This is a genomic window from Paracoccus onubensis (genome assembly GCF_003591515.1).
In the GTDB taxonomy this organism is placed as follows: Bacteria; Pseudomonadota; Alphaproteobacteria; order Rhodobacterales; family Rhodobacteraceae; genus Paracoccus; species Paracoccus onubensis.
This window is the reverse complement of sequence record NZ_QZCG01000004.1, coordinates 163,531-186,251: the sequence shown is the minus strand read 5'-3', so window position 1 is coordinate 186,251 and position 22,721 is coordinate 163,531. Positions and strand designations below refer to the sequence as shown.

Genomic DNA, 22,721 nt, shown 5'->3' with positions numbered 1-22,721 from the left:
GCAGCGAATTGACGGCGCATCAATATTTCTGTATTCGACATTGTCATGTAAGATTGTTGCGAGGCGATATCATGGCCCAAAAAGACAAGCCCTGGTTGTTCCGGACTTATGCGGGGCATTCAACGGCAGCGGCGTCGAATGCCTTGTACCGGGGGAATCTGGCCAAAGGGCAGACCGGGCTTTCCGTGGCGTTCGATTTGCCAACACAAACGGGCTATGACAGCGATCACATCCTGTCACGCGGAGAGGTGGGGAAGGTCGGTGTGCCGATTTCTCATCTGGGCGACATGCGGGCGTTGTTCGATCAGATCCCGCTGGAACAGATGAATACCTCGATGACGATCAACGCGACGGCGCCCTGGCTGCTGTCGCTTTATATCGCTGTGGCGGAAGAGCAGGGGGCGGATGTTTCGCGGCTGATGGGGACGGTGCAGAACGATATCATCAAGGAATATCTTTCACGCGGGACCTATATCCTGCCGCCCAAGCCTTCGCTGCAATTGATCACCGATGTGGCGGCATATACCGCAAAGCATCTGCCGAAATGGAACCCGATGAATGTCTGCTCGTACCATCTGCAAGAGGCGGGGGCGACGCCGCAGCAGGAACTGGCTTATGCGCTTGCGACCGGTATCGCGGTGCTGGACGATCTGAAGGGCAAGGTTTCGGAAGAAGATTTCCCGGCCATGGCAGGGCGGATCAGCTTTTTCGTGAATGCGGGTATCCGATTCGTGACCGAACTTTGCAAGATGCGCGCCTTTACCGAGTTATGGAACGAGATCACGGCGGAACGTTACGGAATCGAAGATCCGAAATACCGGCGTTTCCGTTATGGCGTGCAGGTCAACAGCCTTGGCCTGACGGAACAGCAGCCAGAAAACAACGTCTATCGGATCCTGCTTGAAATGCTGGCGGTGACATTGTCGAAAAACGCGCGGGCAAGGGCGGTGCAGCTTCCCGCCTGGAACGAAGCCCTTGGCCTGCCGCGCCCCTGGGACCAGCAATGGTCGCTGCGGATGCAGCAAATCCTGGCCTATGAGACGGATCTTCTGGAATATGGCGATCTCTTCGTGGGCAACCCGGTGATCGAAGCCAAGGTCGAGGAACTGAAGGCGGGCGCGCGGGACGAGTTGAAGCTGCTGGATGAGATGGGCGGGGCGATCGCCTCTATCGAATATATGAAATCCCGTCTGGTCGAGGCGAATGCCGAACGTTTCAACAAGATCGAAACCAACGAGACGGTCGTGGTCGGCGTCAATCGATGGGAACAGGGTGAACCATCCCCGCTGACCGCCGGCGATGGCGGGATCATGGTCGTCGATCCAAAAGTGGAACAAGAACAGATCGATCGCCTGATCGAATGGCGAGATTCGCGCAACGATGCCGCGGTGCGTACTGCGCTGGAAGCCTTGCGGGAAGCGGCGCAGCAGGGCAGGAACATCATGCAGCCCTCGATCGCCGCGGCCAAGGCGGGAATCACGACCGGCGAATGGGCAGGCGTGATGCGGCAGGTTCATGGCGAATATCGCGGACCGACCGGGGTCTCATCCTCGCCCTCGAACCGGACCGAAGGGCTGGAAGAAATCCGCGAGGCTGTTGACGCGGTGAGTGCGCGGCTTGGACGCCGCCTGAAATTCATCGTCGGTAAGCCGGGGCTGGACGGGCATTCCAACGGTGCCGAACAGATTGCCTTCCGCGCCCGCGATTGCGGAATGGATATCACCTATGAAGGCATCCGCCTGACGCCCGAGCAGATCGTCACCCGCGCACAAGAGGATGACGCGCATGTCGTCGGTCTTTCGATCCTGTCTGGCAGTCATCTGCCGCTGATCGAGGATCTGATGAACAGAATGCGCGCGGCAGGACTGGATCATATTCCGGTAATTGCCGGTGGGATCATTCCAGATGAGGATGCCAAGCGCCTGCTGGAGCTGGGCGTCGCGCGGGTCTATACGCCCAAGGACTTCCAGCTGAACCGGATCATGATGGATATCGTGGCACTGGTCGAGCCCGAGGAAGAGGCGGCCTGAACCGAAGCAGGCCGCCTTGTTACCGTTGGCTCAGTTCTGTGCGAGCGTGGCGCATTGCGGCACGCCATCGTCAAAGAAATCCTCGGGAATATAACGCGCCTCGGTGATGATGACGTTTTGTTCGTCATCCCATGGGAACTGGCGCTCCCATAGCAGATCGCCGGCAGGGCTGACCTCCATGATCCTTCCACCTTCAGCTTCGGTCAGCAGAATGTTGCCATCGGGCAGGATCTGATGCTTGCCCCGGCGCCAGGTATAGAATGGCAGCTCGTCCGAGCCGGTAAACAAGGTCTCGACCTTATCCTCACCCGGCCGGATCGACATGATGCGACTGGCGTCGCTGCCCGTGGCGTTATCAAAGACCGTGATCGTTCCGTCGGGCTGGAAATCGGGATCATGCTGCTTGAACCAAGGGCCATAATGCCACCATTTCATCCGGCCGGTTTTCGGATCCACCACGGTGATCATGTTCAGCTCGCGCATGCTGAGCAGGACATCGCCCGCTTCGAACATCGGGAAAGCATCCGCCATATCGGCGCGCAAGGGCTCGGCGTCGTTCGGATGGAACGGGTCGCCCAGATAGGTGACCTTTTCATCGGCATTTTCCGGAGTGCGGGTCCGGATCTTCAGCATCGCCATCTGATCTTCATTATCGCCTTCAAGCATCTCTTTGCGGATGCTGACACTATCGAGGGTTTCGCCGGTTTCCTCGTCGAGCCGGTAGATGTCATCATCCATCAGCGTCACCAGGCGACCTTCGCCATCGCGATTGATCGAGTGATGAAACCGGTCGTTATGGGTCCATAGTGGCTGCCCGCAGGCATCGATCCGGGTAATGGCCTGTCCGCCGTCAAAGGTCAGCGCAAGCGAGCCATCCTCGAAGACTTCCATCCCGTGAAGCATGACATTTTGCGGCTCACGTTCGGTATCGAGAAGATCGTAATGCACTGGCCAGCGGTGGACTTCCTTTCCTTCCGGATCGTAAAGGCGAACCGTGTGGAAGGATTCCTCCTGCGTTTCGCTTAAACCTGCAACGAGGATATAGCCTTCCGCGGCGCTACCGGTCAGTTCTCCGGAAAATCCGCGATCCGGATCGGAAGAGCGCTCAATCGGTTTGACCAGATGCCGCGTCGGCTCCAGCCCGATATCGTTTTTCCAGTTATTCGCAATATCCATCATCGTGCTATGCGCGAGTCCGATTTGCGGCGCGGGAAACCAGTTCCACCAGGTCGCGATGGTTCCGTAAATCACGGCGATGACCGCAATCGACGCAAAGGGGATCACCGCCGCCAGGGAGCGGAATATGTTTTTTATTTTCAAAACTCTCAGGCTCTTTCTTGATTTTCTTGGAAAATATGTATCACAGCGCACGATCCAGAAGCGCGGCATGCAGATCTTTTGCACGCTTCAGCAGATCGGCAGGGGCATCGGGAAGATCCGGGGACGGGCGCGGCGCGCGGAACATGCCGGCCGCCGAGGAAAGCGAGGCTTGATCAGGGAGCGACAATGCCTCGGCCAATTTTGGCAATTGCTCATCAGGGTGACCGCTAAGCGCGGCATGATCGACGAAGATCGCATCCTGCGGAGCGCTTTCCAGAACATGGGCATAGGCGGCATTCCAGTAGCGCAACCAATATGCGCTTGTCTCTGCGCCGTCAGTATTATCCGGGCCGCCGGGAAAGGCGATCGGACGCAACGCCGCCCCGAACTCGAAATGGCCTATCCCTTCCATATATTGCCGCGCGAACCGATCACGGGAATGCAGATCGGTAAAGCGGGCATGCTGCCGCATGAGCGAAGCGATCTGACTTTCCGGATCGCGGATCGGAATCACGATCTGTGCCCGGGGAAATGCCGCGCTCAGCAAGGGCAGGCGGGCGATATTGGCATTGTTCTTGGAAACATAGCGCGATGCACCCGGAGAGCCGGCAATGATCTTCCGCATATGTTGCGACAGGAATGTTTCGAATTCCGGATTCCGGTCTGTTTCGTCCCAAAGAGCGATCTGACCGTTCCTGTAACGCTCGCGCCAGAAGGTCATCCAGATCATTTCCTCGAACGCTTCGGGACTGTCGAAATCCACGGAAATTCCGTCGCCATGGGCGCGCTCTGCCTTTTCACCAGCCTTGCGGAACAGGCTGGAAAAGCGGCCCCAAAGCAATGGCGACAGGGTAAAGGGCATATTGCGATAGGTGGCCGCCGCGAATTGCGGCCGCCCGGCAAGAAGTTCCAGCAGGATGGTCGTTCCGGCGCGCGGCAATGAGGTGATCAGAACCGGGCGCTCAGCACGGGTCGCTGCGATCCTGCGCCGCCAAAGCCGGTCCTCGAGTCTGGAAAGGCCTTTCTGAAGTCCCGGGGAGGAAAAAGCCTGATTGTGCAATGCCCGATCAAGCGCGGAATAAGGAACCTCTTCCCGGGAATCGCCCTGGGAATTTTCAGCCTGAACGGGTTTTTCACGAAACCGGCCCAGTAGAAACCACAGGGCAATGCTGCCGATGGTGGACCACATGATGAATGACCAGCTAAGTGCTATATCCATCGTATCGCTTATGCTGAACAGGCCCAGAAGATCCCCGCCCACGACAAAGACCGCCGCGGCGATAAAGGCGACAGCAGCAATTGCAAGCAGAATAACGACAGTTTTCACAAGGGAAAGCGCGGCACGCCGGGCCTGACGCTCCTTGACGTCATCGTTCAGATCGGGATCGGATATGACCGAGATGGCCTCATGCGCGATATGAATGGCCGCGCTGGCCCGCTGTTCGACTTTCATGAAACGCAGCACCGAGATGAGTGCGATCACGCTGGCGGTAAGCGCGGCAACGGTGATCATTGCGACTCTTGGCCTTCTTCACTGGCGGGTTTCTTGCGCAGGAGTCGTTTGAGCGGGTACCAGACAAAGCCGACAAGGGCGAGGATGACGACGGCGATGACCGCGATCATGGTTCCGATTGCGGTCAGCCCTGCGCCCGGGCCAACATAGGCCAGTGCGGGCGCGGCATTCAGGGTCGCAAAAAGCAGAACAAGCGCGAATCCGCGCTTGCTGTCACGAGATGGAGGAAATGACATTGATTTACCTTTCCGGATGATCGTCAGGGTAATGAATAAACCGGGGGGTATCTGGAGTGGTTCCGGTCGTCATCTGACGGAAGCGTGCGCTGGCATAATTATGCCGAACGATTTCGGCAAATTTTTGCTGCAAAACTCCGGGAAATATTCATGTCAGAATGCAGATCGGCCGCTCGAATTCCTCATCAACCACTTCCCAGCTCCGCCCTTGTTCTGGCATTGTTCCTCCCTGTCCCGATTCCTCACGAGTGCCGTCGATGTGCAATTTGTATTCTCAGACCGAGAGCCAGGACGCGGTGCGGCGTGTCTTCGTCGATGAAGTGTTGGACGACGAGGTGGAGGACGTAACGGGCAACCTGTCGTCGCTGCCGAGCATACGCTGAAACTTGAACTGATTATTCATAGTAAACCAGTTTTCCGATCGTGTTACTCACCCCTTCTGGACCTGCACAATTCATTTCGTATAAATTGTCATTTTGGAGAAGCTCGCGCCCTTCGATAAAGACCGTGGATTTATTCGATTTCGGACGGCACCAACCGCGATTCACACCAGATTTTATCCCACCTGCGGTTCCTGGTTCATCACCAGTGACCTTGTCTGTGCGGCTGGCCATCGTAAAGGCTTCCATGCCGGTGAATTCCGCTGTCTTTGTTGTCTTCTGTGACCAAGACAGCTTGCTGATAATCATATATGGGATCGGCACGATTGCGCTGCCTACGGGCGTTTTGCAGACATCCGGCGCTAAACACACGATGACGGCAGACTTTCCGGAATGGCGTGCAGCAGACTGTTCCACGGATCAGTTTCCTCTTGCCAAGGGATGCGCGGTGATTTCCGCGTGAAAATAATTGTTCGGTTCGGAGATCAGCGTGCGCCAAGTCAGATCCATAACAGGCGCTTCAAGCAGATCGATAACAACAGTATCGAGGGTCATCATAGCCTCTGTCTGTGCATCCCCTGCCAATTGGATGCTTAAACATGTAGCGGGCAATGGTAAGCGGACAGGCCCCGGCCGTGGGTCGAACCCTTCAAGAAGAATGGTTTCATTGCCCTGCAGGTAAGGTTTGACCTGCAGGGCGGTCGGAGCAGAGTTCCAGAATGCTGCATCAAAGTCCAAAGGCATTCTTGGGTGACGATCCTGCTCCCAAGCTTCATCGAAGGTCCCCGCGGAGGCGCGCCGGGGCATCCATGTCTTGGCGATATGTCTGAATCCGCGAACCGACATCGGTAATGTAGGCTCTCCGGCAGCCATGAATTCACCTAGCTCGCCGATTTGGGGGGCGGGCCTTTCATCCGCTCCGTTAAGTGCGGCTGGAGTGGCGAACCCAATACCCGCGGGATTTTCTTCGAAATACTCCACAGGCGTCCCATCTTGACCACGTAGTGTCCCGCCATAGGCCAATGTATAATCGAGAGGCACTTCGGTCGTCGGGCGAGCTTTGCCTTGGCGCCATTGGCGCCAATGGCGTTGCCAGACAGTAGCACCTCGCACATGGAACCCCCAGCGAAGACGGCTTGTTCCGTCTGTATTTTCAATCGAAAGCGCCACCGGCCAGTCAGACCGCGCCTCACCACCTGGGGCTTTCGCCACGCCAATGACAATCACATCAGTTGCGGGTTTGAAGGGGGCGATATCCTGTTCTTCGAGCAAGGGCGTCATCGCAGGTTCTCCCATAAAGATATCGGTTAGGGCCAATTCAGGCGGAGGAGTTACAGCGCGGAAACGTCCGTTCTCCTCCATCACAAAACGGGCTTTCGCGACGATGACTCCCTTTTCAGTGTCGTCAACGTGCCAATGCTTGAAGAACAGGTGTGAGAGTGGAAGGGTTGTTACGAGTTTTATGACATACCCCCTATTTTATCCTGCCACCTCGAAATCCCTAGTCGAAGAAAGCAGGTGACCAGAACCAGTTATCTCGAAGTGCTTTCATCGAATAGCGATCGAGTAGATCCTGATTGGCCGCCACTGAACCCATGTCGCCAAATCCCAGGCCAACAGTAGTCAAGGTCCCCATCGCAGCAGAAATATGCTTTTTCTGTGGGCCGTCCGGAATCGCGCCCTTCATCGTCAACTCCATCAGCGTTCGGACAAGTTTCTGCTGCTCCGCCGGGGCGCCCGAAATATCCTGGACATGGGCTCCCTTTTTCAGGCCGACTTCGCCAAAGAACTTTTCCCGATACTGGTCACGATAGGCTTTGCGCTTTTTGGCTTTCGGCACCCACGCGCTCTCATCAACCCTTGTCACTGTGACGCCCCTTCAATTTAACCCTGCCGCATCCGGATAAATCTCGCCCACAAGAATTTCATAGGCACGATCCACGTTGGTCGGCGAGATCTTCCACCGCGACCAGTCGTCAAATTCGAAAAGCATCTTTAGATCACCATCAGAACGCACGGCTACAAGACACTTAATCCAATAGGCGTCTCCATCCACATGGGTCACTTCGCGTAGACGCTTGAAGCTTTCAATAATTTCGTCCTGATCGTCAAAGTCGAGATCAAAAACAAGCCGATCGCGACCTGCGTATAGAAAAATCTCTCCGCCACTGCTTACACTATCTTTTGTTTCGAACATATAACCCGCATAATCCCAGCTTGTTGCACTTACTCGTGCGCTTTTCATAAGCAGCTTGCCGATCTTGATTATCAGTTTCTCGTGGATATCTTGCTTACTCGACATATGGAAGTCCGGCTGTTTCCAAGGCCACTTTATCTATCTTTAATCCAGATTATAAAATAAGAAATTTTTCAAAATGGTAGCGGTGTATCCCATTTTTTTTCATCATTATATTCGAACTGAATATTCAATTTCATACCCTCTCGTTCGATTGTGACTCGACAGGCCACCCATGGCGCTTTGTTTTCCACCTGGGTCAGGACGTGAAGCCGCTGGGCAATGATGCCTATCTCGTCGCCTTCCAACCAAACATCCTGAATTATGCCGTCTGCATCAGTATATTCCGCCCAGCTTCCAATAGTGCCTGGCTGAACTTTAAATACCGCGACAATAGTTGCCCAGTCATCTGGAAATGCCGGATCATTCGCAAGCGCTTCGCCCAAGGCTAACACAGTTTCATCTGCGGAAAAATTCATTTTTTGCTCCTTTAATCTCGAAATGCCATTGATTCATATTTTTGACCTGAGGCATTCTTGAATTCTTCTTTTTTCTTTCGGCCAATCTGATTTCCGTTCTTGTCGAAATACTGCCATTCAACCTCAACTCTGTCAGGACGAGCTGCGCCAGGTGGAGTCAGTTTAACATTTACTTGCACCTCGTAGCCAGCCTTGATGGCTCTTTCCCATTCATCTTCAATTGCCTTGTAAGCGCCGCGGTTGAAGTTAAACTGCTGCGGAAAGAGGTTTTTGGGTCCCTGATCCCCTGTGAACCGATGACCAATGACGTGACCTCCATCGTCATCCGGAAGTGACCCGCCCCCGCTGGTCCCTCACCATGAAGTAGAGTCTGTCCAACCTATTTAGGAGCAGACGAATGCGTAAGAGCCGTTTCACCGATGAGGAGGGGACCGTGGCCCCAGTGGGGCCGCGTAAGCCCCGACGAACAAATCATCGGGATGATCAAAGAACAGGGTTCAAGCGTTAAGTGATTGATCCGGTGGATCAATCATAGCGCAGAACGGGATGGCGACAGCGGAGCTGTGCCGTCGGCACGGCCTGAGCCCGGCGAGTTTTTACAAGCTGAAGTCCAAGTATGGCGGTATGGAGGTCTCGGAGGCCGCGCGGCTGAAGGCGCTGGAAGATGAGAATGCCAGGCTGAAGCGGCTGCTGGCAGACACGATGCTCGACAACGTGGTTTTGAAAGACCTGCTGGGAAAAGGCTGACGACACCGAAAGAGCGGCGAGAGGCAGCGCTCAATGCAATGCGGGATCATGACATTTCGCAGCGCAAGGCCTGCCAGCTTGTCGGTGTCGACCCAGGACGGTCCGGCGCAAACGCCCGCCCGACCATCCTGAGATCCGCCAGGAGATGAAGGAGGTCGCTGGCAAACGCCGCCGGTTCGGCTACCGGCGGATCGGCGTGCTGCTTGAGCGAAAAGGCATGATCATGAACCACAAAAAGCTTTACCGCCTCTACCGGGAGGAGGGCCTCGCGGTGAAGCGGCGGCGGGGCCGCAAACGCGCCCGGGGCTCACGCACGCCGATGCCCGAAGCCACACAGCCCAACCAGCGCTGGTCCCTGGACTTCCTGGCCGACAGCTTCTGCGCGTCGCGGAAGTTCCGCATCCTGGCCGTGAATGACGACTGCTGCCGGGAAAACCTGTGCCTGGCGGCAGACACCGGCATTTCAGGTGAACGCGTTGCCCGGGAACTGGACGCACTCGTTCGGATCTACGGAAAATCCGGCTGCATTGTCAGTGATAACGTCCTATATCGGGAAGTTCTGGCTGCTTAGGTCAGCAGGTCATGGGGCATCCGGTGTCCCGGATGCCCTGATATGGTTACCCAAGCGGTCTCCGCCGTCAAGAAGCGGTCTCTCCCATAGCAAACACAGGGTACGCGCGATGGCGGCCCTCACCGTCCTTAAGACGAGATCCAAAATCCCAAGCGGAAGACCTGAACATTATCTACGAGGTCAGCGAACTGCCTCCACGGCTCTTGTCAGACAAAGGTCCTTCCGCCTGGGCTCGCCCCCTCGAAAAAGGGGCGATAGGGTTCGCCGTGTTTGACCACGGCGTGTACGGTGCGCGCCATCTTGGCCGCGATAGCGGTGTAGGCCTTGCGGCGCAGATGAGCATTGTGCCGGTCCCGCGCGATGTAGCGTTCGAACTTGTCGCGGAAGCTGTTGGTGCGTTTGAGCACTGCAACCTGTCCAGCCATCCAGAAGGTTCGGCGGAGTCGGGCGTTGCCATATTTGGAGATGCGGCTCTGGCCGCGGAACATGCCGGACTGGACGGTGGCGAGGTCCATTCCGCAGAACTTCAGGAACTGGCGATGATGTCGGAACCGCCTTAGGTCACCAGCTTCAGCGAGGATGGTCAGGGCGTTGATCGGGCCGATCCCAGGGATCGTGGTCAGCAACTGGTAATCGGGCAGATCGGACAGAAGCTCGACTGCCCGCACCTCGATCTCGTTGCGCTGTCTAACCAGGCTGCGCCCTTCGGCGAGCACCAGGCGGAACATGCGCACTGCGTCGGAATCCGGGTGAACGGGCAGCCCGACAGAGCCAACCGCTGTTGCGTAAATATCTGAGAGCAAGCGTTCTTTTGAGACCTTCCGACCGACCACCTGCCACGCATCTGCAACGAAGGCCTCGCGGCTCATGGTCGTGATCATCGTCGGTGTCGGATACTTCTCGAGGAACGCCAGGAACCAGTCGGTCCGGGAACTTCGATGAAACCGTTCGGCCTCGGGGAAGTAGAGCGGCAGGTAATGCGTCAGGATGCGATGCCAGAGCTCGGTCTTCGAACGCGAGACAATCTCGTGGGTCTTCGATAGCTCCTGGATGTCGGCAACTCCCGTTACCAGTGGATCATGGAAAAACTGGATCGCGCCGATCTCCAGCATGTGCAGGATCACCTGGGCGTCCTTCGGATCGTTCTTGTCCCAGCTGTTGTGCAGGGCCTCGCGCGTCCGCGCCAGCCCGACGGAGGACACGAGCTTCAGTTCGAACCCGGCCTGGCCGAGATGATGCGCCAGCGGACGGTGATAGTTGCCGGTTGCCTCGAATCCGACCCGAACCGGCAGGTCGTAGCCGACGAGTGCCGCAGACAAGCGTTGAAAGTCGTCCAACGTGTTCATGATCGTCATGCGGCGACGACGCTTCTTACCCGGCACCCCGATCAACACCTCGTGGCGGTGCTTGGAAATGTCGATGGCGACCAACAAGGTCGAAGCGGTAGTATCGGTGGCGGTCATAGCCGGTCTCCTCAGCAGTGTGGTTGTGCAAAACCACTGTTGAGACCTGAGACCCGGTTATGGCCACCCGCTGCGCAATTTGGGGGCTGCGCGCATGGCCATAACCTCTCAGCAGCCCTTCTTCCCGACGTGCTACGGCACGGAATTCACCAGCCGGGCAATCCTGAGATGGGCCGACAGGAACGGCGTGGATTGGCATTACATCGACCCCGGAAAACCGCAGCAGAATGCCTTCATCGAGTCATTCAACGGCAGCCTGCGGGACGAACTCCTCAATGAAGAACTGTTCGATACCCTGGACGATGCCCGCCGCAAGCTGGCGCTGTGGCGCTACGATTACAACAACGTCGACCGCACTCTTCGCTGGGGAACAGAACGCCAAAGCAAGCGCGGCTGGCGCTTGAGCTATTTGAGGGCTCCGCGCCTGCCGCGCTTGCCAAACCGAGACCGACGACTACCAAAATCAAACCCGCAGACTCTCGTCATGAGCGAGGGACCAGCGGCGGGCAGGTCAAGGCCGATATTGCCATGCATAGCGGCGTTTCCACCCCGGCTATCAGTGCGATCGAGGGGAAGCACCGGGTGACCTCCTGACCGATTACGATCCGCGGACGAAGCGGCTTTGGGCGGATGAAGAGATTAAGCGGTTTCTGAACCCGTTGGTGCTTTCAGCTTGAGGTCTTTTGGAATGCCCACAGCATCAGCTCAGACCGACTTACACATGCTCATGCATTCCAGCGATCGAACAGATCTCGGCCCATGTCACAAACGGCGGTGCTCTATCGTCATATAACATGGGCACAATGCCCGACCATCGGCGGTAAACGCCGGAATGTTTGAGGAGATGAACCATGAGCACGAAAGCACTTTACATCAGACACAGAGCACAGCCGGGCAAGCGGGAAAAGGTAAAACAAATATGGGAAAAATATGCGCGCGCTTACATTGAGAGTGCTGACGGCCAGATCGCCTATATCTACGGCTTCGATGACACCGATCCCAATGCGATCGTAGCTTATCAGCTTTTCACCGGCGAAGCTGCAACAGATGATTTCGTCAAGCAGCCATGGTTCAAGGCATATGAGGCGGAAACGGCGGCACTTCTTGTCGGACCATCGGAATTTCGGACCATCACGCCGCAGTGGATCAAGGGTAGCACCGCCTAGTCCGTTTGCCGAGCCCGGGGACTTTCTGCCGCCTGGAGGTCGCCGGGCTTCCACCTATTATCCTGGCCGAAATCATTGTCTCGGGCCATCATCACCGGTCCGCAGTCCGGGTATGTCGTTTCGCCGTGGGCATGGCTGCTCAATCGGTCCCACATCCCAGCCATTCCTTCTCCATACCCGCTGGCACTGGATGGCTGAGAACATCAAAACCGATCTCATCAGTCATCCGCTCAAAACCCGATGAAACTGCATTCTGGCAGTTATCCGGGCACTGAGATTGAGAAGCTCAGTTCATGCTCCCGCGTTTGCCATGTCTACGCGATCGGCGAGCAGTGTTAATATGCAACGGCTTGAGGAAGGTCGGACAGTTCAAGGGCGTTTGACTTTTGGGCGTGGCGATCGAGTGCGGTCTTTTGCCAGGCCTGATAATGTGGCACTTTCCAGAAGCGCTGGGCGGGATGGTGATCAGCGAAGCGGGTCCACACATCTGTGTCTCGAGCTCAAGTGCTCGCAGCTGTAATCTGGTTTTCCCGTTCCGGATCGTTTCGATCTTTTGCCCACGAGGTCGTTGGCTTCTTACACCTCGTTATCGAGGTTCCGGAGCGCGGCCTACTTGTCATCAATCGGCCCTGAGGGTGCCGTCTGATGCGAGGAATGGGTGCACCTCCATGGATCCCGTAACGACGAAGGTGCATCATCCACAGGTCAGGGCTCTCGATCCAGTATCATGCGCAAGTGACGCACCCGCTCCGGGCTGGGAGCGGGATCGCATCCAGCCGAGATGACCCGAATGAACTCGATCCAGGCCCGCTCATTCAATGTCAGGCATTCCAAAGGACCTGCCGGCGCGCAAGGTGTGATGATCTCGCCTATCATTTGCCAAAGATCGCCCTGAGGGCCACCCGCGACCGGGTCGTCAGCCGCGGGTCCGATCGGCCAGAGGCATCGCGGATCTCGTCGATCCATGCACATTCATTTTCCGTAACGCCATGCCCGAAGGTCTCGGCGATAGCCTTCGTTGCCGTCTGACCCACTGTCTGCTCCAGCGCAAGCAGCATCAACCGTTTGGGATCGGTTTCGAGCGCTTTAGCAAGGGCCGGCACCCGGTCGATCGGGATCTTGTTATGGCCATTTTTCATATTGCTCAGCATAGTCGCGTTGGGGAATCCGGCTTCAGACCCGATCTGCCGCTGTGTCTTTTTTGACCTCAGTTCCAGTATGCGCCTGGAGAGAAATGCAGCTGCCGGACTGCCTTCGAAGGGGAGTTTCACGTCTTGACCTCATGATGTTCGATTGATGATCAAGCCAGATACCGGCCGGAACAAGATTGTTCTTCTGTAACCATGTTCCAACAGTATTCGACATTCGCACGGCCTTGGCGGCATATCGCTCTGGGTCTTTACCGTTATGAAACAGCGGCCCTTCATCTGCCCGTTCAACGAACTGAATAAACCCCTCTGCGATCACCTGCTGGTGCAAGGGCACGTCGCGGTAATGTCCAGCTTTCACTGTTCCTGCATCAGGCGTGATGCGCATAACTCACCGGTCGCCTTCCTTGCGTATATCCTCCTTCCGCATTTGCGTAATTTCGGAAACACGCGCGCCCGAGAATGCGCAAAGGATCGGCACCCACCTTTTAGCGCTTACCGATTCAAGCGTTTCACGGATGCGCCCAAACTGATCCGCGTTTGATTCGTAAGACCGCGACAGCTTCAGCACCGCGACAGCCTCGGGGTCGGTATAACCAGCCGGGCGGGCGCGCTGTTTCCTGGGCTTGGCTTGTTTAACTGGGGCGGCAGGATTGCTTGGCAGGCGGTCATTTTCATGTGCCCAGTTCAACAAAGATCGAACCGCTGACAGATACATATCCGAAACCGTCTTGACGGAATGCGTTGTGAGTAACTGGTCGCGCCATTCGTTCACGTCTTTCTTGGTGATCTTCCGGGCGTCATTGTGCCCCAGGATTTTGCGCAGGCTTTTCGTCACGGGACGCATGCGCTTGCCGCCGTCCCTCATAAATCCCGCAGTCGTGCGGGCCTTGATGTAATCATCCCAAAGCTTGGACAGGCTTACCGGGTCAGGCTCATCCTCTGGCGGCTGAGCATTTGCGATCATTGGGTGTGTAGGTTGGCCGGTGAAATCGCCCTCGTCACGCTCGGCGGCTCTGGCGAGGGCTTCAAGTTCACCCACAGCAATGGCTCGGGCGACAGAGCGCCATTCGTCACCGTTCTTTTCGGCGGTGTGATTACCCAGATAGCGATAATGCTCGACCTGCGGTCCAACAAGTTCCATCAACTCGGTATCTGTCGCCTTGCCAGCGATGGCAGCCCGCAGGTTCGCAACAAGCAGATCGTCCGACAGCGGCATATCGCGGGTCGTTACGAAGCTGGTCGTCAAATGCCAGACGGCGGGCGTAGTGCCGTGCAGCGATCTGATCCAGAGCAAGAGGATAGCGGCCCGGCTGGATCGGTATAGACCCGGAGGCAGCAAGTTGATGCTCGGCACGGGCAAGCTGGTCTTGCAGGGCCGCAACAGCACCGGGTAGGTTTTCATGGCAGTGCGCCGATCAGGGCCTAACGGGCTGCGTAGTTCGGTCTTTCCGATAATTCGGCGCAGGTCTTTCGGGACAACCAGTTGTGCAAAGAATCTTCCGTTTCGATTGAGTAAATGTCGGGTCGCGCCAGCCATGTTCAAGGTCCGTTTTGTAACATCAGAACGAACCAAGCCTAAGAAAACAAGGAATTTATAACGATTGTTGGGGGGAATGGTGGGTGATAACGGATTTGAACCGCTGACATCTTCGATGTGAACGAAGCGCTCTACCACTGAGCTAATCACCCGTGGAGGTGGGATTTAGCAGCAACTGTGGTGGGCTGCAAGACCGGAAAAATGGGCCGGATTCGTGCTCCCGGCATGCAAAAGCCGGGCATGTTACTGCCCGGCTTGCGATTTTTCAGATCAATGCGCGATGGCACTGCCTCCGCCGATGTCCTTGTCACGTGCTGCGACCCTGGCTGCCTCGGCGGCTGCTTCCTCGGCCGCTTCGTCCCATTCGATGACATCCGGCGTTCTGACCAGCGCGTGGCCCAGCACCTCGCGCACATTACTGACCGGAATAATGGTCAGTCCGGTTTTCACGTTATCCGGAATCTCGGCCAGATCCTTTTCATTATCCGCCGGGATCAGCACTGTCTTGATACCACCGCGCAGGGCTGCCAGCAGCTTTTCCTTCAATCCGCCGATCGCCAGCACATTGCCGCGCAGCGTGACCTCACCAGTCATGGCGACATCCTTGCGCACCGGAATACCGGTCATCACCGAGACGACCGAAGTCACCATGGCGGTCCCCGCCGAAGGCCCGTCTTTGGGCGTCGCGCCTTCGGGGACGTGAACGTGAATGTCGCGCTTATCGAATTCGGGCGGCTTAACCCCGATTTCAGGCGAGATCGAGCGGACAAAACTGGATGCTGCGTCGATGGATTCCTTCATCACATCGCCCAGCTTGCCGGTGGTTTTCATCCGCCCCTTGCCTGGCAGGCGAAGCGCCTCGATCTGAAGCAGATCGCCGCCCACCGAAGTCCAGGCAAGGCCCGTCACGACCCCAACCTGATCCTCTTTCTCGGCCAGGCCATAGCGATGGCGACGTACACCCAGATATTCCTCGGCTTTCTCGGGCGTGATCTTGACCGATTTGACCTTGCCCTTGAGGATTTCAGTCACGGCCTTCCGCGCCAGCTTGGCGATTTCGCGTTCAAGCGAACGTACCCCGGCTTCCCGCGTATAATAGCGGATGATATGGGTCAGCGCGTCGTCCGACACCGAGAATTCGCCCTTGCGCAACCCGTTCGCCTTGATCTGCTTTGGCAGCAGGTGCTGGCGCGCGATTTCGCGTTTCTCATCCTCGGTATAGCCGGCAAGCGGAATGATCTCCATCCGGTCCAGCAGGGGCCCCGGCATGTTGTAGCTGTTGGCGGTGGTCAGGAACATGACGTTCGACAGATCGTACTCCACCTCAAGATAGTGGTCCACGAAGGTCGAGTTCTGTTCCGGATCCAGCACCTCCAGCATGGCGGAGGCGGGGTCGCCGCGGAAATCCTGGCCCATCTTGTCGATTTCATCCAGCAGGATCAGCGGATTGGTCGTCTTGGCCTTTTTCAATGCCTGAATGATCTTGCCGGGCATCGAGCCGATATAGGTGCGCCGGTGTCCGCGAATCTCGGATTCATCGCGCACGCCGCCAAGGCTGATACGGATGAATTCGCGCCCCGTCGCCCTTGCGACCGAACGGCCCAGCGAGGTTTTACCCACACCCGGAGGACCGACAAGGCACAGGATCGGGCCTTTCAGCTTCTGGCTGCGCGCCTGCACGGCCAGATATTCCACGATGCGTTCCTTGACCTTTTCAAGGCCGTAATGATCGGCGTCGAGAACCGTTTCCGCGCGGTGCAGATCCTTGCGGGTGCGCGATTTCACGCCCCAGGGCAATGCCAGCAGCCAGTCCAGATAATTCCGGCTGACGGTTGCCTCGGCCGACATCGGCGACATGGATTTCAGTTTCTTCAGTTCGGCTTCGGCCTTTTCGCGGGCCTCCTTGCTGAATTTGGTCTTGGCGATCTTCTCTTCCAGTTCGGCGATCTCGTTCTGACCATCCTCACCGTCGCCCAACTCCTTCTGAATGGCCTTCATCTGCTCATTCAGGTAATATTCGCGTTGCGTTTTCTCCATCTGGGTCTTGACGCGCGACTTGATCTTTTTCTCGACCTGCAGAACCGACATCTCGCCCTGCATGGCGGCATAGATCTTCTCGAGGCGGGCTGCGATTTCCAGCGTGTCCAGCAGATCCTGCTTGCGGTCGAGATCGACCCCCAGATGTCCGGCCACCAGGTCGGCAAGCTTGCCGGGATCCTGTGTCTCCGAGACAGCGGTCACGACCTCTTCGGGGATGTTCTTGCGAATTTTTACATAACGCTCGAATTCGTCGGCCACGGTGCGCGTGAGGGCGGTAACCGCGGCTTCGTCACCATGAGACTCGGCCATTGTCAGGGCGGCTGCCTCGAAATAGGTGTCATTCGGAACGAATTCGGTGATCTGCACGCGCTCGCGCCCTTCGACCAGCACTTTCACCGTGCCATCGGGCAGCTTGAGCAGTTGCAGGACATTTGCCAGCACGCCGGTGCGGTAGATACCATCCTCGGAAGGTTCATCGACTGCGGCATCCTTTTGCGCCGATAACAGGATCGGGCTGTCATTTTCCATGACGGTTTCCAGAGCACGCACGGATTTCTCGCGGCCCACGAAAAGCGGCACGATCATATGCGGGAAAACGACGATATCCCGCAACGGCAACACCGGATAGGTCTGAGATACGAAATCATTCATGTTATACTTCCTTTCCTGCCCGAAGCCGCGGCCCCGTATTCGGCAACGCGCGGCCCCTGCGTCATGTCAACTTATGCGTCCGGTAACCGCCATTCAATACGAAGTGTGACACATGCCTAACTTAGCACGATTGGCATGAGGCCCGGCAGACTTACGTTTAACGATTCCGGGACCTATCCAAGCACCCGCATCGCCTGCGTAAGCCCTTCCAGCGTCAGCGGCATCATCCGGTTCTCGAATATCTGCCGGATCATGGCGATCGACTGGGTATAGCGCCAATGCGTTTCGGGAACCGGGTTCAACCAAACGTGATCCGGCCATGTCTCACAGACCCGGCGCAGCCACAATTCGCCCGATTCCTCGTTCCAGTGCTCATTCGCGCCGCCCGGCACCGCGATTTCATAGGGAGACATCGAGGCATCGCCCACGAAGATGCATTTATAGTCCCGTCCGAAACGGTTCAGCACGTCCCATGTCGGCGTCTGTTCGGTCCAGCGGCGGCGGTTGTCCTTCCAGACACCCTCGTAAAGGCAGTTATGGAAATAGAAATGCTCCATATGCTTGAATTCGGCGCGCGCGGCTGAAAACAGCTCGTCCATCAGCCGGGCATGATCATCCATGCTGCCGCCCACATCCAGAAACAGCAGGACTTTCACGGCATTGCGCCGCTCGGGCCGGGTTTTCACATCAATATAACCGTGATCCGCCGTGGCCCGGATGGTCGCAGGCAGATCAAGCTCTTCATGGGCGTCGTGCCGTGCCCATTGCCGCAGGCGTTTGAGCGCCACCTTGATATTGCGGGTCCCCAGTTCGACGCTGTCGTCGAAATCCCGGAATTCGCGCTTGTCCCAGACCTTGACGGCGCGGCGGTGACGGCTTTCGTGCTGACCGATACGGATGCCTTCGGGATTGTAGCCATAAGCCCCGAAAGGGGAGGTTCCGGCCGTGCCGATCCATTTATTGCCGCCCTGATGACGGGATTGCTGCTCGGCCAGCCTTTCGCGCAGCTTCTTCATCAGTTCCTCGAAACTGCCGCTGCCCGCGATTTGCGCCTTTTCCTCGTCGCTCAACAGTTTTTCTGCCAGTTTTTCCAACCATTCCTTGGGAATGGACTGTTCATGCACCAGGGCTTCGACGGGAATATTCTCAAGTCCTGCGAAGGCCTCGCCGAAGGCGCGGTCGAAACGGTCGATATGGCGCTCGTCCTTGACCAGGCAGGCGCGTGCGAAATGATAGAAGCCATCCACCGACCATCCGGTAACGCCGGCCTGCATTCCTCCCATCAAATCCAGCCATTCCCGCAGGCTGACCGGAACCCCCTGACGGCGCAGATTGTCGAGGAAAGGAATGAACATCAGGCCATCCGGTCAAGGAATATCGTGACGAACAACCCAAGAACCGCAAAGGCCAGCGCGTAGCCGGCGGCATATTGGGCGCGGTCTCGCCGATCCCCGCCAAGTTTCGTGGCGCGGTGCCAGCCCAGAAAAACGCCGATGACGATGGCGGCAATGACAATCATGATAGCCTCGGTTGATCTTTCGTTTCAGCAGATAGACCTTGCGCCAATCATACGCAACTGCGGGCCGATTCGGTCAGCCAGCTGCGACGTCTTGCCGCCGGGAGGGTAACAAATGAGCCGCGTTGACGACATTCGCCAGACGATCCGCGATCTGCATCTGGGCGATGAGGCGGAACTGATCGGCGATCTGGTACGGGCTTTCGCACCTGACGATCAGGCGCGGGGCAGGATCGCGGCAAAGGCTGCCGATCTGGTCCGCGCGATCCGTTCGGACAGCAAGCCCGGATTGATGGAGGTGTTTCTGGCAGAATACGGGCTTTCCACCGACGAGGGAGTGGCCCTGATGTGCCTGGCCGAAGCTTTGCTGCGTGTCCCAGATGCCGAGACGATGGACGATCTGATCGAGGACAAGATCGCGCCTTCCGAATGGGGGCAGCATATGGGCAAATCGTCGTCGTCGCTGGTCAATGCCTCGACCTGGGCGCTTATGCTGACGGGCAAGGTTCTGCGGGACGATCAGCATCCGGGTATCGCGGGGCATTTGCGCAACGCGGTCCGACGGCTGGGCGAGCCGGTGATCCGCACCGCCGTTCATCGCGCCATGCGCGAGATGGGCCAGCAATTCGTGCTGGGCGAGACGGTCAGGGATGCGATCCGGCGCGGCCGAGACCGCGTGCGCGAGGGATATACCTACAGCTACGACATGCTGGGCGAGGCGGCGCGAACCCAGGCCGATGCGGATTTCTATCTGGCGGCCTATGAAGGGGCGATCCGCGCCTTGGCCGGCGAGGCGCGGGCCAGCGATATCCGCGATAATCCCGGCATCTCGATCAAGCTTTCCGCGCTGCATCCGCGATACGAGGAACCGCAGCGCGACCGGGTCATGGCGGAACTCGTTCCCGTCGTTCTGCGCCTGTGCCGTCAGGCGAAGGACGCGAATATGGGCCTGAATATCGACGCGGAAGAGGCCGACCGGCTGGAGCTTTCCCTGGATGTCATTCAGGCTGTGCTTTCGGATCCCGCTCTGATGGGCTGGGACGGGTTCGGCGTGGTCGTGCAGGCTTACGGCAAACGCGCCGCGCCGTTTCTGGACTGGCTTGAGGCTTTGGCGGAAAGTCTTGACCGGCGCGTCATGGTGCGGCTGGTCAAGGGGGCCTATTGGGATACCGAAATCAAGCGCTATCAGGTCGAGGGGCTGGACGATTTTCCGGTCTGGACCCATAAATCCGCGACCGATGTGGCATGGATCTGCTGTGCGCGGAAATTGCTGGCCAGCCCTCGCATCTATCCGCAATTCGCCACCCATAATGCTCATTCCGTCGCCGCGATCCTGCATCTGGCGGGCGAGGATCGCGATTTCGAATTCCAGCGCCTGCATGGCATGGGCGAGGCGCTGCACGAGATCGTCAAGGCGAAACATCGGACCCGCTGCCGGATTTACGCGCCGGTCGGAGCGCATGAGGATCTGCTGGCATATCTGGTGCGGCGATTGCTGGAGAATGGCGCGAATTCCAGTTTCGTGAACCGGATCGTGGATGAGGATATCGCGCCCGAAGACGTCGCGCCCGATCCATTTGTCGAATACGACGCCGTCGCGGGCAAGCCTGCTCCCGGCGTCACGCGCCCCGCCGAGTTGTTTGCCCCCGAGCGGGCGAACGCTCGGGGGTTCGATCTGCGCGACCCGGTTGAACAGGCGAGGGTCGAGGCGGCGCGTGCGCCCTGGCAAGGATATCGCTGGCAGGGTGGACCTTTGCTGGCCGCAGTGGGTGAAAGCGAGCGTCATCGGGAAGAGATCGTCAACCCGGCTCAGGGCAACGACCGGGTGGGGGTCGTGGAATGGGCCGGGGGCACCGATATCGCGGCTGCGCTGGATGCCGCACAGATCTGGGACGCCTCACCGGGCGAGCGGGCAGAGATTTTGCGGCGCGCCGCTGATCTGTACGAAGAAAATTTTGGCGAATTATTTGCCCTGATTGCCCGCGAGGCAGGGAAATCGCAATTCGATGCTGTGGCGGAGTTGCGCGAAGCCGTGGATTTTCTGCACTATTATGCCGGGTTTGTATCCGGGGACGCGCCGCGCGGTATCTTCACCTGCATCTCGCCCTGGAATTTTCCGCTGGCGATCTTCACCGGCCAGATCGCAGCGGCCCTGGCCGCAGGCAATGGCGTGCTGGCCAAACCGGCGGAAACCACCAGCCTGATCGCATGGCGGGCCGCGCAGCTTCTGCACGAGGCCGGAGTGCCCGTTCACGCGCTGCAATTGCTGCCGGGTGAAGGGCGCAAGGTCGGTACCGCGCTTTGCAGCGATCCGCGCGTTTCGGGGGTCTGCTTTACCGGTTCCCTGCCGACGGCGCAGGCAATCAACCGGGCGATGGCGGCGAATCTGTCACCCGATGCGCTGCTGATCGCGGAAACCGGCGGGCTGAACGCGATGATCGTGGATTCGACGGCATTGCCGGAACAGGCGGTGCGCGACATCCTTGCCAGCGCGTTCCAATCGGCAGGTCAGCGTTGTTCGGCGCTTCGGGTGCTGTATGTGCAGAAGGACGTCGAGGACAAGCTGCTGAAAATGCTGCATGGAGCGATGGATGAGCTGCATATCGGAGATCCGTGGTATCTGGACAGCGATGTCGGCCCGGTGATCTCGACGGAAGCGAAGAAGGGGATCGAGACACATATCGCCAAGGCGCGCAGCGATGGGCGAATCCTGCATCGGCTCAAGACGCCGGGGCGCGGGCATTACGTTGCCCCGGTCACGATCCGGGTCGGCGGGATCGAGGATATCGAACGCGAAATCTTCGGCCCGGTCCTGCATGTCGCGAGCTTCGAGGCGCGTGAACTGGATAAGGTGATCGAGGCGGTGAACAGATCCGGATACGGGCTGACCTTTGGTCTGCATACCCGGATCGATGATCGGGTGCAGCATATCGACAGCCTTGTGAGTGCCGGCAATCTTTATGTGAACCGAAACCAGATCGGCGCAATTGTCGGAAGCCAACCCTTTGGCGGTGAAGGTCTTTCCGGCACCGGGCCGAAGGCGGGCGGGCCACATTATGTTCCGCGTTTCCGTGCGGTAACTATAGAACGCATGATCACGGATGCGGAAGTCGTCGCCGATCCGGCGCAGGTTCAGACGGCTTTGGATGCCGCCCATACCGATACGGCGACCGCACGGGAAACCACGCTGATGCCGGGGCCGACCGGGGAATCGAACCGCCTGACCACACATGCGCGCGGAACGGTGCTGTGTCTCGGCCCGGATTGCGCGGCGCAGGCGGCGGTTGCAAGGGCGCAGGGCTGTGCCGCTGTCGAGATCAAGGGGACGCTGCCTGCCGAAGCATTGACCTTGCTGAACGGGATTGCCGTCGTGGCCTATGATGGCCCCGAGGACAGGGCGCGTGATTATCGGATCGCACTGGCCGCGCGCGACGGCGCGATCGTGCCGCTTGTGACATCGGTGGAACTGGCTGATTACGCGATTCTCGAACGGCATCTCTGCATCGATACGACCGCCTCAGGTGGCAATGCTTCTCTGCTTGCTGCCGCGGGATAGGATTGGCACCGGGCTGACAGCGTTTGTATCCAGCGCCGGCCGGGGACTCTGCACCTCGCCGACTGGTCTCCTGAACCAGTGGCGCACCTGTTGGCGTCACCCGGGATATTTGAGTGAAGAAGAATCCGC

18 protein-coding genes, 1 tRNA gene and 3 pseudogenes are annotated in these 22,721 nt (G+C 58.0%); 5 read left to right on the top strand and 17 right to left on the bottom strand.

The window, feature by feature from the left end; genetic code table 11:
* Nucleotides 1–71 precede the first annotated feature (71 nt).
* Nucleotides 72–2,030, top strand: a complete 1,959-nt coding sequence (locus D3P04_RS07485; protein WP_119747660.1) for a protein meaA — start codon at nucleotides 72–74, stop codon at nucleotides 2,028–2,030.
* 30 nt (nucleotides 2,031–2,060) lie between these two features.
* Here D3P04_RS07485 and D3P04_RS07480 read toward each other — a convergent pair whose 3' ends face one another.
* The 9 genes and pseudogenes from D3P04_RS07480 to D3P04_RS23935 all read right to left on the bottom strand — a co-directional run.
* Nucleotides 2,061–3,350, bottom strand: coding sequence for an arylsulfotransferase family protein (locus tag D3P04_RS07480; protein WP_182912768.1), 1,290 nt, complete (start codon nucleotides 3,348–3,350; stop codon nucleotides 2,061–2,063).
* A 40-nt stretch (nucleotides 3,351–3,390) separates the two neighbouring features.
* Nucleotides 3,391–4,863 (bottom strand): sulfotransferase, encoded by a 1,473-nt coding sequence (locus tag D3P04_RS07475; protein ID WP_119747445.1) that lies wholly within the window; start codon nucleotides 4,861–4,863, stop codon nucleotides 3,391–3,393.
* A complete protein-coding gene (locus D3P04_RS07470; protein ID WP_232844923.1) occupies nucleotides 4,860–5,099 on the bottom strand; it encodes a hypothetical protein in 240 nt (79 codons plus the stop codon). The genes D3P04_RS07475 and D3P04_RS07470 overlap by 4 nt, the downstream gene beginning before the upstream one ends.
* A 395-nt stretch (nucleotides 5,100–5,494) precedes the next feature.
* Entirely contained in the window at nucleotides 5,495–5,896 is a 402-nt protein-coding gene (locus D3P04_RS07465; protein WP_119747443.1) for a DUF4150 domain-containing protein, read from the bottom strand.
* Between the two features lie 3 nt (nucleotides 5,897–5,899).
* Nucleotides 5,900–6,865, bottom strand: coding sequence for a DUF2169 family type VI secretion system accessory protein (locus tag D3P04_RS07460; RefSeq protein WP_269902622.1), 966 nt, complete (start codon nucleotides 6,863–6,865; stop codon nucleotides 5,900–5,902).
* A 115-nt stretch (nucleotides 6,866–6,980) separates the two neighbouring features.
* Complete coding sequence (locus D3P04_RS07455) at nucleotides 6,981–7,346, bottom strand: hypothetical protein (protein WP_119747440.1); 366 nt, start codon at nucleotides 7,344–7,346, stop codon at nucleotides 6,981–6,983.
* A 12-nt stretch (nucleotides 7,347–7,358) separates the two neighbouring features.
* Entirely contained in the window at nucleotides 7,359–7,781 is a 423-nt protein-coding gene (locus D3P04_RS07450; RefSeq protein WP_119747438.1) for a hypothetical protein, read from the bottom strand.
* 68 nt (nucleotides 7,782–7,849) lie between these two features.
* Nucleotides 7,850–8,194: a hypothetical protein gene (locus D3P04_RS07445; RefSeq protein WP_119747436.1), complete on the bottom strand. Its 345-nt coding sequence runs from the start codon at nucleotides 8,192–8,194 to the stop codon at nucleotides 7,850–7,852.
* A gap of 11 nt (nucleotides 8,195–8,205) precedes the next feature.
* Nucleotides 8,206–8,511 (bottom strand): annotated as a pseudogene (locus D3P04_RS23935) (DNA/RNA non-specific endonuclease); the annotation flags it as partial.
* 211 nt (nucleotides 8,512–8,722) lie between these two features.
* Here D3P04_RS23935 and D3P04_RS07435 point away from each other — a divergent pair.
* Nucleotides 8,723–9,482: pseudogene (locus D3P04_RS07435) on the top strand (transposase); the annotation flags it as partial.
* A 236-nt stretch (nucleotides 9,483–9,718) separates the two neighbouring features.
* Here D3P04_RS07435 and D3P04_RS07430 read toward each other — a convergent pair.
* A complete protein-coding gene (locus tag D3P04_RS07430; RefSeq protein ID WP_119747433.1) occupies nucleotides 9,719–10,975 on the bottom strand; it encodes an IS110 family RNA-guided transposase in 1,257 nt (418 codons plus the stop codon).
* Between the two features lie 136 nt (nucleotides 10,976–11,111).
* Here D3P04_RS07430 and D3P04_RS07425 point away from each other — a divergent pair.
* Nucleotides 11,112–11,463 (top strand): annotated as a pseudogene (locus D3P04_RS07425) (integrase core domain-containing protein); the annotation flags it as partial.
* A gap of 363 nt (nucleotides 11,464–11,826) precedes the next feature.
* A complete protein-coding gene (locus D3P04_RS07420) occupies nucleotides 11,827–12,141 on the top strand; it encodes a putative quinol monooxygenase (protein ID WP_119747431.1) in 315 nt (104 codons plus the stop codon).
* A gap of 872 nt (nucleotides 12,142–13,013) precedes the next feature.
* Here D3P04_RS07420 and D3P04_RS07415 read toward each other — a convergent pair.
* The 7 genes from D3P04_RS07415 to D3P04_RS23305 all read right to left on the bottom strand — a co-directional run bounded on the left by D3P04_RS07415 (nucleotide 13,014) and on the right by D3P04_RS23305 (nucleotide 19,039).
* On the bottom strand, nucleotides 13,014–13,280 hold the full coding sequence (locus D3P04_RS07415; protein ID WP_232844922.1) for a hypothetical protein: 267 nt from the start codon (nucleotides 13,278–13,280) through the stop codon (nucleotides 13,014–13,016).
* Nucleotides 13,281–13,314: 34 nt separating this feature from the next.
* Nucleotides 13,315–13,677 carry a site-specific integrase gene (locus tag D3P04_RS23315; protein ID WP_182912781.1) on the bottom strand — a complete coding sequence of 121 codons (363 nt, stop codon included), beginning with the start codon at nucleotides 13,675–13,677 and terminating at the stop codon, nucleotides 13,315–13,317.
* A 3-nt stretch (nucleotides 13,678–13,680) separates the two neighbouring features.
* Nucleotides 13,681–14,829 carry a site-specific integrase gene (locus D3P04_RS23310; protein WP_182912767.1) on the bottom strand — a complete coding sequence of 383 codons (1,149 nt, stop codon included), beginning with the start codon at nucleotides 14,827–14,829 and terminating at the stop codon, nucleotides 13,681–13,683.
* Nucleotides 14,830–14,906: 77 nt separating this feature from the next.
* Nucleotides 14,907–14,981 (bottom strand) — tRNA-Val (locus tag D3P04_RS07405).
* 118 nt (nucleotides 14,982–15,099) lie between these two features.
* Nucleotides 15,100–17,520 carry an endopeptidase La gene (lon, locus tag D3P04_RS07400; protein WP_119747427.1) on the bottom strand — a complete coding sequence of 807 codons (2,421 nt, stop codon included), beginning with the start codon at nucleotides 17,518–17,520 and terminating at the stop codon, nucleotides 15,100–15,102.
* Between the two features lie 173 nt (nucleotides 17,521–17,693).
* Nucleotides 17,694–18,875 carry a vWA domain-containing protein gene (locus tag D3P04_RS07395; protein ID WP_119747425.1) on the bottom strand — a complete coding sequence of 394 codons (1,182 nt, stop codon included), beginning with the start codon at nucleotides 18,873–18,875 and terminating at the stop codon, nucleotides 17,694–17,696.
* Nucleotides 18,875–19,039, bottom strand: coding sequence for a hypothetical protein (locus D3P04_RS23305; protein ID WP_182912766.1), 165 nt, complete (start codon nucleotides 19,037–19,039; stop codon nucleotides 18,875–18,877). Before D3P04_RS23305 ends, D3P04_RS07395 begins: the two co-directional genes overlap by 1 nt.
* Nucleotides 19,040–19,151: 112 nt before the next feature.
* Here D3P04_RS23305 and putA point away from each other — a divergent pair, with 112 nt between their 5' ends.
* A complete protein-coding gene (gene putA, locus D3P04_RS07390) occupies nucleotides 19,152–22,592 on the top strand; it encodes a bifunctional proline dehydrogenase/L-glutamate gamma-semialdehyde dehydrogenase PutA (RefSeq protein ID WP_119747423.1) in 3,441 nt (1,146 codons plus the stop codon).
* The last annotated feature ends 129 nt before the right edge of the window (nucleotides 22,593–22,721 follow it).

Bases quoted from the DNA above. Each gene is read 5' to 3' on its own strand.
- D3P04_RS23310 (WP_182912767.1), bottom strand. From the start codon at position 14,829: ATGGCTGGCGCGACCCGACATTTACTCAATCGAAACGGAAGATTCTTT.
- D3P04_RS07445 (WP_119747436.1), bottom strand. From the start codon at position 8,194: ATGAATTTTTCCGCAGATGAAACTGTGTTAGCCTTGGGCGAAGCGCTT.
- D3P04_RS07420 (WP_119747431.1), top strand. From the start codon at position 11,827: ATGAGCACGAAAGCACTTTACATCAGACACAGAGCACAGCCGGGCAAG.
- D3P04_RS07430 (WP_119747433.1), bottom strand. From the start codon at position 10,975: ATGACCGCCACCGATACTACCGCTTCGACCTTGTTGGTCGCCATCGAC.
- D3P04_RS07415 (WP_232844922.1), bottom strand. From the start codon at position 13,280: ATGAAAAATGGCCATAACAAGATCCCGATCGACCGGGTGCCGGCCCTT.
- putA (WP_119747423.1), top strand. From the start codon at position 19,152: ATGAGCCGCGTTGACGACATTCGCCAGACGATCCGCGATCTGCATCTG.
- D3P04_RS07470 (WP_232844923.1), bottom strand. From the start codon at position 5,099: ATGTCATTTCCTCCATCTCGTGACAGCAAGCGCGGATTCGCGCTTGTT.
- D3P04_RS23305 (WP_182912766.1), bottom strand. From the start codon at position 19,039: ATGATTGTCATTGCCGCCATCGTCATCGGCGTTTTTCTGGGCTGGCAC.
- D3P04_RS07450 (WP_119747438.1), bottom strand. From the start codon at position 7,781: ATGTCGAGTAAGCAAGATATCCACGAGAAACTGATAATCAAGATCGGC.
- lon (WP_119747427.1), bottom strand. From the start codon at position 17,520: ATGAATGATTTCGTATCTCAGACCTATCCGGTGTTGCCGTTGCGGGAT.
- D3P04_RS07395 (WP_119747425.1), bottom strand. From the start codon at position 18,875: ATGTTCATTCCTTTCCTCGACAATCTGCGCCGTCAGGGGGTTCCGGTC.
- D3P04_RS07475 (WP_119747445.1), bottom strand. From the start codon at position 4,863: ATGATCACCGTTGCCGCGCTTACCGCCAGCGTGATCGCACTCATCTCG.
- D3P04_RS23315 (WP_182912781.1), bottom strand. From the start codon at position 13,677: ATGCGCATCACGCCTGATGCAGGAACAGTGAAAGCTGGACATTACCGC.
- D3P04_RS07485 (WP_119747660.1), top strand. From the start codon at position 72: ATGGCCCAAAAAGACAAGCCCTGGTTGTTCCGGACTTATGCGGGGCAT.